Raw genomic sequence first — 9,615 nt, forward strand, 5'->3', positions numbered from 1 at the left:
GGCGCGCGGCCCGGCCGCCAGTGGCAGAACAACGTCCCGCTCTACAGCGTGCTGCGCGGCGCGGTCTCCCGCATCACCGACTACCCGCGCGTCGAGTTGCTGGCGGTCACCGAAGTGGCGGTGGTCGGCATGTCCGTCGAGCCGCTGATCCACGCACTGGCCGAACTCCTGGACAACGCCACGCGCTACTCGCCCCCGCAGACCGTCGTGCGGGTGAGCGCGAGCGAGGTGCAGTCCGGCGTCGCGGTCGAGATCGAGGACGGCGGCATCGGCCTGGCAGAGGAGGCCCGCCGCCGCGTCGAGCGGCTGCTCGAAGAGGCGTCCGCCGGCCTCGACCTCGCCGACCTGGGCGAATCGCCGCGACTCGGGCTCGCGGTGGTGGGACGCCTGGCACAGGAGCACGGGTTCCGGGTCGCGCTGCGGCCGTCGGCCTACGGCGGCGTCCGCGCGATCCTGGTGATCCCCAAGGAACTGATCACCACCGCACCGGTGTCCGTGGTCTCCGGCGCGGCTCCGGGGCTCGACGCGCTCCCCGCGGCCCGGACCCGGAAGCCGTCCGGCCCGGCGCGCGGGGTCGTGTCCCGCAGCACCGCGACGCACGGAACTGCGGTGCACGGAACGGCCGCGCGCGACGACCGCGGGCCCGGGAACCGCCGAGACGGCGGCGAACACGCTTTCGGAGAACGCGAGTTCGACGAACGTGTGTACGGGACGCGGGGCCGCGGAGGACCCGAGGACCCCGAGGACGCGGTCGGGCGTACCGCCAACGGGCTGCCGCAGCGCCGCAGGCGCCTCCCCGCGACCCCGCCGAGGGTCGGACAGCCGCAGACCGCCCCGCCACGGACCGACGCGGCGCCGCCCGCGGCCGGTGCCGCACCGCACGCCTCCCCCGAACCGGGGCTGTGGCTCGCGGCGTTCCAGAACGCCGTGTCCGGGGAGCCGCCCGCCCCCGGCGGCCGCGACGAAGCGTTGGACGAGGGAGACCGGTAGTGCAGAAGCGAGCAGACCTCGACTGGATCCTGAAGGACCTGGCCGATTCGGTCCCGCAGACCCGCCATGTCGTGGTGTTGTCCGCCGACGGGTTGTGCATCGCGCAGCACGGCTGCGACATGGACACCGCCGACCGGGTCGCGGCGGCGTGTGCGGGACTGCAGAGCCTGTCCGCCGCGATCGCCACCGAATTCCCGCACGGGGACGGGCGCATGCGCCTGGTGGTGATCGAGATCGGCGGCGGGTTCTTCTACCTCATGGCGGCGGGGGTCGGGGCGTACCTCGCGGTCCTCGCCGACGAGGGCGTCGACGCCGGCCTGATGGGCCAGCGCATGCGCGATCTGGTCGCGCGCATCGGCGAGCACCTCAGCAGTCCCCCGCGGGCGACCCCGGCCGGGCGGGCCACATGACAGGTCCGCGGCGATTGGGCTGGGACGAGGGGGTTCCGGAGCGGCTGTACGTCATCACCGGCGGCCGCGGCACCGACTCCCCCCTCGACCTGGTCACCCTGATCGTGTCGCGGTCCACACCCGATCCGGTCATGCAGCCCGAGCACGCCGCCATCGTGCGGATGTGCGAATACCCGTTGTCCGTGGCCGAGATCTCGGCCTACCTCGCGCTGCCGGCCAGCATCGTCATGGTGCTGCTCGCCGATCTGCTGGCGGAGGGGCGGGTGGAGGCGCGGGCGCCGGTCCCCGCCGCGTCGCTGCCGGACATCCAACTGCTCGAGGCGGTGATGCATGGACTACGGAATCTCTGAGCCCGGCCCGCGCGGCGGCGCGTACGGCGTCCCGGCGGCCGAGCGCACCGCGATACCCGGGCCCCGCGCGCAGGACGTGCTGCCGGCGTCCGCCGCCGCGGCCGTGAAGATCGTGATCGTGGGCGGCTTCGGGGTCGGCAAGACCACGATGGTGCACGCGGTCAGCGAGATCCGGCCGCTGACCACCGAGGAGACCATGACGCAGGCGAGCGAGGACGTCGACAGCGTCACGGGGGTGGAGCGCAAGACCGAGACCACGGTTGCGATGGACTTCGGCCGCATCAGCATCAACGACCGGCTCGTGCTCTACCTGTTCGGCACCCCGGGCCAGGAACGCTTCTGGTTCCTGTGGAACGGCCTCTTCGACGGGGCCCTGGGCGCGGTCGTCCTGGTCGACACCCGCCGCCTGGAGGTCAGCTTCGACATCATCGGCCGCCTGGAGGAGCGCGGCATGCCGTTCGTGGTGGCCGTGAACGCGTTCCCCGACGCGCCGACGCACGAACTGGCGGAGCTCCGCGACGCCTTGGACCTTCCCGAGTGGGTCCCGGTGGTCGGCTGCGACGCCCGCAGCCGCGCCTCCAGTCGCGACGTCCTCCTCGAACTCACGCGCTACCTGCACGCCATGACGCTCGCCGATTCGGAGGCACGATGACCACGCCGACCGCCGACGACGGCACCGCCGCGGCACCGCCCCCCGGCTGCCCGGCCCACGCCGCCCACCCTGCAGATCCCGCAGATCCCGCAGCAGCAGCACACGCCGCTCACGCGCCCAGGTCCCCCGACCCGGCGACGCGCTCGGCGGCCGGCATCGCCCGGCTGTCCAGTGACGAGCACAAGTCCGACCCGATGGGCATGTACGCCCGCCTCCGCGCCGAATACGGCTCGGTGGCACCGGTCCTGATGGAGGGCGACCTGCCGGCCTGGCTCGTCCTCGGCTACCGCGAGAACCTCGACGTGGTCCGCACGCCCAACCGGTTCTCCCGCGACTCGCGCAACTGGGGGTCGTTCCGGCGCGGCGACGTCGCGCCGGACTCGCCGCTGCTGCCGCTGGTCGGCTGGCAGCCGTTGTGCGCGTTCCTGGACGGCGAGGAGGCCGAGCGCCTGCGCTCCGCCGTCACGGACAGCCTCGGCAGGCTGGACCGCAGGGGCGTCCGCCGGCACGTCACGCGGTTCGCGAACCAGCTCATCGACGGATTTGCCGCGGACGGTACGGCCGACCTGGTGGCGCAGTTCGCCGAGCAGCTCCCGATGCTGGTCATGACGCAGTTGTTCGGCATGAAGGACGAGTACGGCCCCAGCCTGGTCGAGGCCACCCTCGACCTCGTGCGCGGCAGCGAGACCGCATTCCGGAGCAACGAGTACGTCGTCGAGGTCCTGGAGCAGTACATCCCGCTCAAGCGCGAGCAGCCGGGCCACGACATCGGCTCGTGGCTCATGGCGCACCCGGCCGGACTGAGCGACGAGGAGGTGCTCCAGCACCTGCGCATGATCCTGGTCGCGGCGAACGAGAACACCACCATCTGCATCGGCAACACGCTGCGCATGGTGCTGACCGACCACCGCTTCCGCGCCTCGCTCGCGGGCGCCCGGATGACCCTGCCCGACGCCGTCGAGCAGGTGCTGTGGGACGAGCCGTCCACGATGGTCTGCCCGGGCCGCTGGGCGGTCGGCGACACCGAGTTGGGCGACCGGCAGATCAAGGCCGGCGACATGATCCTGCTCGGTCTCGCGGCCGGGAACGCGGATCCGGAGATCCGCCCGGACCTGACGGTGCCGATGCACGGCAACCGCTCGCACCTCGCGTTCAGCGGCGGTCCGCACGAGTGCCCGGGGCAGGACATCGGCCGGGCCATCACCGAGACCGCCGTCGACGTGCTTCTGGCGCGCCTGCCGGACATCCATCTGGCGGTCGAGGACAAGGAGTTGGTGTGGGTGTCGTCGTGGATGTCGCGGCACCTGACGGCGCTCCCGGTGGTGTTCACCGCGCGCCGCCCGTCGCCGGCGGGCGAGGTGCCTGCCGCCCGGGGGCCGGGTCGCCCCGGCGAGACCGAGGCGGCGTGGTCGGCGGGACAGGGCGTCGGGGCGCGCGAGGCGGCGGTCGCCGGGCGGGCCGGACCGTCCGGACCGTCCGGGCAGTACGCCGCGGACGGCCACCCGGCTCCGCCGCCCGTTCCGGCGTCCGCCCCGACGATCGGCCGGCCCGCGGGCGCCCCGTCCCGGCGTGCGCCCCGGCGCTCGTTGTGGCGCCGGTTCACCGGCTGGCTCAGCGGCCGGTGACGGCGGCGCGGGGCTCCGGGACCATCGGCAGCCGGTCGGGGTGCGCGACGGCCGCCGCGACCTCCTTGACCGGGGTGCCGGGGACCGGGCGCAGCCGCCAGCGGGACAGGATGGTGGCGACCGCGACGGCGATCTCCATACGCGCGTACGCGTCCCCAATGCACTTGCGCGTCCCCGCGCCGAACGGCATGAACTCCTCGCGGGGCCTGCCCTCCCGGTTGGCCGGCAGCCAGCGGTCGGGGTCGAAGCGCTCGGGGTCGGCGTACACCCTGCGGTCCCGGTGCATGGCGTAGAGGCTGAAGGCGATCTCGGTGCCGGGCGGAATGCGTACGCCGCCCATCTCGACCTCGGTGGTGGCGCGGCGCATCAGCATGGGCATGGCGTGCAGGCGCGAGACCTCGTCGACGACGCGGTCGATGTAGCCGAGCTTGCCGACCTCGGCGAGGCCGACCGGGCCGCCGGCGAGCACGTCGTCCACTTCGGTCAGCACGCGCCGCTCGGCCTCGGGGTCGGCGGCCAGTTCGTGGAAGATCCAGGCGAGGGTGGACGCGCTGGTCTCGGTGCCCGCGAACATGACGGTGACGAGTTCGTCGCGGATCTCGTCGTCGGTCAACGCGGCGCCGGTGTCGGCGTCGCGCGCCGCGAGCAGGGTGGACAGCAGGTCGATGCCGCCGGTGTCGCCCGCGCGCCGGGCCGCGGCCACCAGGTCGCTGATGACGGCGCGCAACCGCGCTGTGGCGGCGTCGAATTCGCGGTAGAAGGGCACCGGGGCACGGTCCAGGAACTCGGGCAGCACCGCCCGCACCAGCACTCCTTTGATGAGGACGGGTACGTCGTGGCGCACCGCCTCGGCCGCCTTGGTGTCGAGGTCGGCGGAGAACAGTGTGGCGGTGACGGTGTTTATGGCGTAGTCGTACAGCGCCTCGTTGAGCGGGATCGCGCGGCCGGGTTGCCAGGAGTCCGCGACCAGGCGGGCCTGTTCGGCCATCGTGTCGGTGTACGCGGCCAGCGCGGCGTGGTGGAACATCGGCTGCATCAGGCGCCGGTGCCGGCGGTGGACCTCCTCGCCGGCCGTCACCAGCCCTTCGCCGGCGATCTTGCGGGCCCGGTCGAAGAGGCGGCCCTTGTCGAAGTGGCGGGCCTTGGTCACCAGGAGCTCGTGGATGAGCCGGGGGGTGGTCACGAAGTAGACGGGCATCGTGCCGAGTTCGACCCGGACGATGTCGCCGGTGTCGCGCAGCGAGCACAGGAAGGGCAGCGGTCGGCGCAGCAGGGGAAGTGCGTGCCCGAGGACGGGTATGTGGCCGGGGGCGCGCGGGACGGAGCGTAAGTCGGCGGCCATCCGGGTCTCCATTCGATCGTTCGAGGGTTGGGGCGGGTCGTGCCGGTGTGTGGGTGTCACGGGGGCGGGATCTCCCACCACCACGCGATCGCGGGGATCGGCAGTGGCTCGCGGTCCCAGTCGGTGGGGGTGTCGCGGAACCGTTCGGGGAGTTCGGCGGGGTCGCCGGGCGTGGTGTAGCGCACCGACGTGACCCCCCAGTCCTGGGCGGCCCGGATGAACGCGCCGAGGCTGCGTAAGTACTGGCGTAACTCCGGTCCGGCGGAGGCGAGGAGGCGGGCGCGTTCGCGCAGGAACAGGACCAGCACGCGGTCGCGCTGGGCGATCGCGACGGGGAGCGCCTCGCTGGGGCTGAGGCCGTACTCGCTGCCGAGCACCTTGAGAACGTTCAGGTAGTAGCCGTCGCCGCGGCTCTCCTTGTGGAACGAGACGATGTCGTTGTCCCAGGTGATGACGAAGAAGGCCATCTCGGCGAGGGCGCGGACCCGTACCGAGTCGCGTTCGTCGGGTCTCAGGTCGTACCCGTGGGCGAATTCGAGGACCGGCAGGAACACCGATGTGGCGCCGTCGTACAGGCGCATGAGCGTGTAGTCGTTGAGGTCAGGGACGGTGCCCAGGCTGCGGTGCGACGCCTCCCACACCACCGACATGAAGTACTCGCGCAGGGCGTCGACCCAGCGCGCGACCTGGGCCGGGCTGGCGAGCAGGGATATCCGCCGCCGCAGATCGCGCAGCGCGCCGGCGAGCGGGTCGTCGGTCATCATCGGCACTTCGGGGTTCTGCGCGATGCGGACGAGCCGGGAGAGCACCGCGACCAGTTCGCGGGGGTCCGTGCCCGCGGGTCCTTCCTCGCAGTGGCCGTCGTCGACGCCGAACAGCCACAGGATGAAGTCCGCGAGGATGCGTACGGCGTCCTCCTGCCCCTCCGGCAGGACGCGCGAGGCGAAGGCGCCGATCTCCTGGGCGACGAGGCGCCCGCGTAGTTCGTCGGTGCCGATGCCGAACTTGTCGGCCCACTCGGCGGTCTGCCGGTCGATCTCGGCGTGCCGCGGATGGATCGCGGGCGGGAAGGGCGAGTAGAGCGGTGGGACGGCCAGAATCTGCGTCATGTTCGACCACCTTGGCTAACCGCACGGCTGAGGGCATCGGCGAGGGTATCCGCAAGGATCTTGCGATCGTGCTCGACTTTTGCGGTGAACTGCCCCGCTTTTCGGTCAGTTTGCGACCGCCGACCTGCCGGTCAGGGCCCGTTCGACCCAGCCGGTACGCGTGGCCCCGCACGTCCGCGGGGCGACCGGACCGTCGGTTGGCGGCGCCGGGAATGCATGCCACGACCCGCCCGTTGTCCGGGTACAGTCGGAAGCACCGCAGCGACGGCCGGGACCACCAGGGCCCGGGTCGGCGGCGACGAGCACGGACGGACCGCAGCCATGGCGTACCAGGTGGGAACGCGAGCTAGCCGCGTCGAGTCGGAGATCTGAGGACCTCTCAGACCCAGTTCTCGGCCCGGCTCGGCGTGTCGCCCTCCCCCTGAAGCGACTCCCCTGTGAGGTACCGCCGTCATGCGTTCGACGCAGATCCGAAGCCTGTTCACGGACTTCTTCACCTCCCGAGGGCACCGGCATGTGCCCTCCAGCCCCTTGGTACCCGCCGAGCCGACACTGCTTCTCACGAACGCCGGAATGAACCAGTTCACTCCGTACTTCGTCGGTGACAGCGAGCCACCATTCCCCCGTGCCACCAGTGTGCAGAAATGTGCGCGCACGGTCGACATCGAGAACGTCGGACGGACACATCGGCACGCGACGTTTTTCGAAATGCTCGGGAACTTCTCCTTCGGCGACTACTTCAGGTCCGAAGCTGTCGCCTACGCGTGGGAGCTGGTCACCCGGGAGTTCGGGCTGCCGAAGGACCGCCTCTGGATCACCGTCTACCGGGACGACGACGAGGCGGAGCGGCTGTGGCGCGCGCTCGGCGTACCCGCGTCGCGCATCCAGCGGCTCGGCATGGCGGACAACTACTGGTCCATGGGCGTGCCCGGGCCGTGCGGCCCGTCGTCGGAGATCCACTTCGACCGCGGCCCCGCGTTCGGCCCCGACGGCGGGCCCGCGGTGGACGGCGAGCGGTTCATCGAGCTGTGGAACCTCGTCTTCATGGAGTCGCGGCGCGGCGAAGGACCGGAGAAGGAGGGCTACCCCGTCCTCGGCCCGCTGCGGCGCAAGGGCATCGACACCGGGCTGGGCCTGGACCGTCTTGCGACCGTGCTCCAGGAGGTGCCGAACGTCGTCTCCACCGACCTGCTGCTCCCGACCCTGCACACGGTGCGCGAACTGTCCGGCCGCGACTACCGCGTGGACGGGCCCGACCGGCGGTCCTTCGAGATCGTCACCGAGCACTCGCGCTCCGTCGCGTTCCTGATCGCGGACGGGGTGCTGCCGGCGAAGGACGGGCGCGGCTACATCCTGCGGCGTTTGATGCGGCGGGCGGTCAGGCACGCGCGGAGCCTGGGCATCGAGGGGCATGTGCTGCCCGCGACCACCGCGAGCGTCGTGGCGAACCTGGGTGACGTCTGGCCCGGGCTGCGCGGGCAGTCCTCGCTGATCGAGCGGGTCGTGACGAGCGAGGAGGAGTCCTTCGCGCGCACGCTGAGCCAGGGCACGCGGCTGCTGGACGCGGCGATCACGCGGACGCGCGACGGCGGTGGGACGGCACTGACGGGCGAGACCGCGTTCGAACTCGCGGACACGTACGGCTTCCCGGTCGAACTGACCGTCGAGGCAGCGCGCGACGCGGGGCTCGGCGTCGACGAGGACCGGTTCGCGGCACTGCTGGAGGAGCAGCGCCGACGGGCGAAGACCGCAGGCAAAGGGAGGACCGCCGAGGCGCTGCGCCGCCTGGAGGTCTATCGCGAATTGTCGGCGCGGCTCCCCGCCACCGAATTCCTCGGTTACACACGTCTGGACGGCGAGGGCAGGGTACGCGGCATCGTCGCGGACGGCCACGTCGTCGAGGCGGCGTCCCCCGGTGCCACCGTCGAACTCGTGCTCGACCGCTCGCCGTTCTACGCGGAAGCGGGCGGGCAGGTCGGCGACACCGGCGTCATCACCACCGAGGGCGGCACGAAGCTGCGCGTCACCCACACCCGGTACGGCGTCGAGGGGTTCCGCGTGCACTCGGCGCAGGTACTCGACGGCGAGGTCCGCACCGGCGACGCGGTGTGGTCGTCGGTCGACGCGGACCGCCGTGCCGCGCTGACGCGTTCGCACTCGGCGACGCACATCCTGCACGCGGTGGTCCGCGCGATCCTCGGCGACCACGCCCGCCAGCAGGGTTCGCTCGTCGAACCGGACCGGCTGCGCTTCGACTTCGCGCACTTCTCGGCGCTGTCGCCCGGGCAGCTCGCGGACATCGAACACGCGGTCAACAACCACGTGTTGGCCGACCCCGAGGTCAGGGCGTGGTACGCGGACCGCGCCGAAGCGGAAACGGCGGGTGCTCTCGCATTGTTCGGCGAGAAGTACGGCGACACGGTCCGCATCGTGGACATCGGCGACTTCTCCCGCGAGCTGTGCGGCGGCACCCACGTCGCGCACGGCGCCCAGGTCGGCGCGTTCCGCCTGCTCGGCGACGCCTCGATCGGCGCGAACCTGCGCCGGGTCGAGGCGCTGACCGGTCACGAAGCGCTCGATCGGGGCGAGAGCGAGCGGCGGCTGCTGCGCGAACTGGCCGATCTGCTCGAGACGCGGCCCACGGACGCACCCGGCGTGCTGCGCAAGCGCCTCGACGCGCTCGGTGCGGCGCGGTCGCGGCTCGACGGCCTGCGCACGGACGAACTCCGAAGGCAGGCGCGCGATCTCGCGGACGGTGCCGAACCGGCGGGCGACGGCGGACACGTGGTCGCGCGTACCGTCGACGGGGTGACGGCGGACGAGTTGCGCGGCCTCGCGTCGGAGGCGGTCGCCCGGCTGCGCGGACCGGGCCCCGGGGTCGTCGTGCTCGGCGCGACCGACGGCGGCAAAGCGCTCCTGGTCGCGGCGGTCTCGCCGGAACTCGCACACCAAGGCGTGGCGGCACGCGACCTGTTGGCCGACGCGGCACGGCTGGTCGGCGGCGGTGCGGGCGGCAAGGGCGCACTCGCGAGCGCTGGTGGGCGCCGTACCGGGTCGCTGGACGAGGCGCTGCGCACCGCGGCGTCCCGCGCCCGCGAGGTCCTGGGCTGAGTCGGTCCCGGGACCGGGATTTCCCC

At 72.4% G+C, this 9,615-nt stretch carries 8 protein-coding genes; 6 read left to right on the plus strand and 2 right to left on the minus strand.

The window, feature by feature from the left end:
- The 5 genes from AB0C36_RS41520 to AB0C36_RS41540 all read left to right on the plus strand — a co-directional run.
- Window positions 1-990, plus strand: a 990-nt coding sequence (locus AB0C36_RS41520) for a sensor histidine kinase (protein WP_358364598.1), incomplete at its 5' end; no start/stop codon positions are given.
- On the plus strand, window positions 990-1,400 hold the full coding sequence (locus AB0C36_RS41525; protein ID WP_358364602.1) for a roadblock/LC7 domain-containing protein: 411 nt from the start codon (window positions 990-992) through the stop codon (window positions 1,398-1,400). The genes AB0C36_RS41520 and AB0C36_RS41525, both read left to right, overlap by 1 nt.
- A complete protein-coding gene (locus AB0C36_RS41530; RefSeq protein ID WP_358364604.1) occupies window positions 1,397-1,750 on the plus strand; it encodes a DUF742 domain-containing protein in 354 nt (117 codons plus the stop codon). The genes AB0C36_RS41525 and AB0C36_RS41530 overlap by 4 nt, the downstream gene beginning before the upstream one ends.
- The gene (locus tag AB0C36_RS41535; protein ID WP_358364607.1) at window positions 1,731-2,402 is read left to right on the plus strand and encodes a GTP-binding protein; all 672 of its coding nucleotides are present in this window, start codon (window positions 1,731-1,733) and stop codon (window positions 2,400-2,402) included. The genes AB0C36_RS41530 and AB0C36_RS41535 overlap by 20 nt, the downstream gene beginning before the upstream one ends.
- Window positions 2,399-4,027 (plus strand): cytochrome P450, encoded by a 1,629-nt coding sequence (locus tag AB0C36_RS41540; RefSeq protein ID WP_435839224.1) that lies wholly within the window; start codon window positions 2,399-2,401, stop codon window positions 4,025-4,027. Before AB0C36_RS41535 ends, AB0C36_RS41540 begins: the two co-directional genes overlap by 4 nt.
- Here AB0C36_RS41540 and AB0C36_RS41545 read toward each other — a convergent pair.
- Complete coding sequence (locus AB0C36_RS41545) at window positions 4,014-5,369, minus strand: cytochrome P450 (RefSeq protein ID WP_358364608.1); 1,356 nt, start codon at window positions 5,367-5,369, stop codon at window positions 4,014-4,016. The genes AB0C36_RS41540 and AB0C36_RS41545 overlap by 14 nt on opposite strands.
- 56 nt (window positions 5,370-5,425) lie before the next feature.
- Window positions 5,426-6,478, minus strand: a complete 1,053-nt coding sequence (locus AB0C36_RS41550) for a selina-4(15),7(11)-diene synthase (protein WP_358364610.1) — start codon at window positions 6,476-6,478, stop codon at window positions 5,426-5,428.
- 453 nt (window positions 6,479-6,931) lie between these two features.
- Here AB0C36_RS41550 and alaS point away from each other — a divergent pair, with 453 nt between their 5' ends.
- Window positions 6,932-9,589 (plus strand): alanine--tRNA ligase, encoded by a 2,658-nt coding sequence (gene alaS, locus AB0C36_RS41555; protein WP_358364612.1) that lies wholly within the window; start codon window positions 6,932-6,934, stop codon window positions 9,587-9,589.
- The last annotated feature ends 26 nt before the right edge of the window (window positions 9,590-9,615 follow it).

Origin of the sequence: Streptodolium elevatio, assembly GCF_040649515.1 — a bacterium.
Classification (GTDB): domain Bacteria; phylum Actinomycetota; class Actinomycetes; order Streptomycetales; family Streptomycetaceae; genus Yinghuangia; species Yinghuangia elevatio.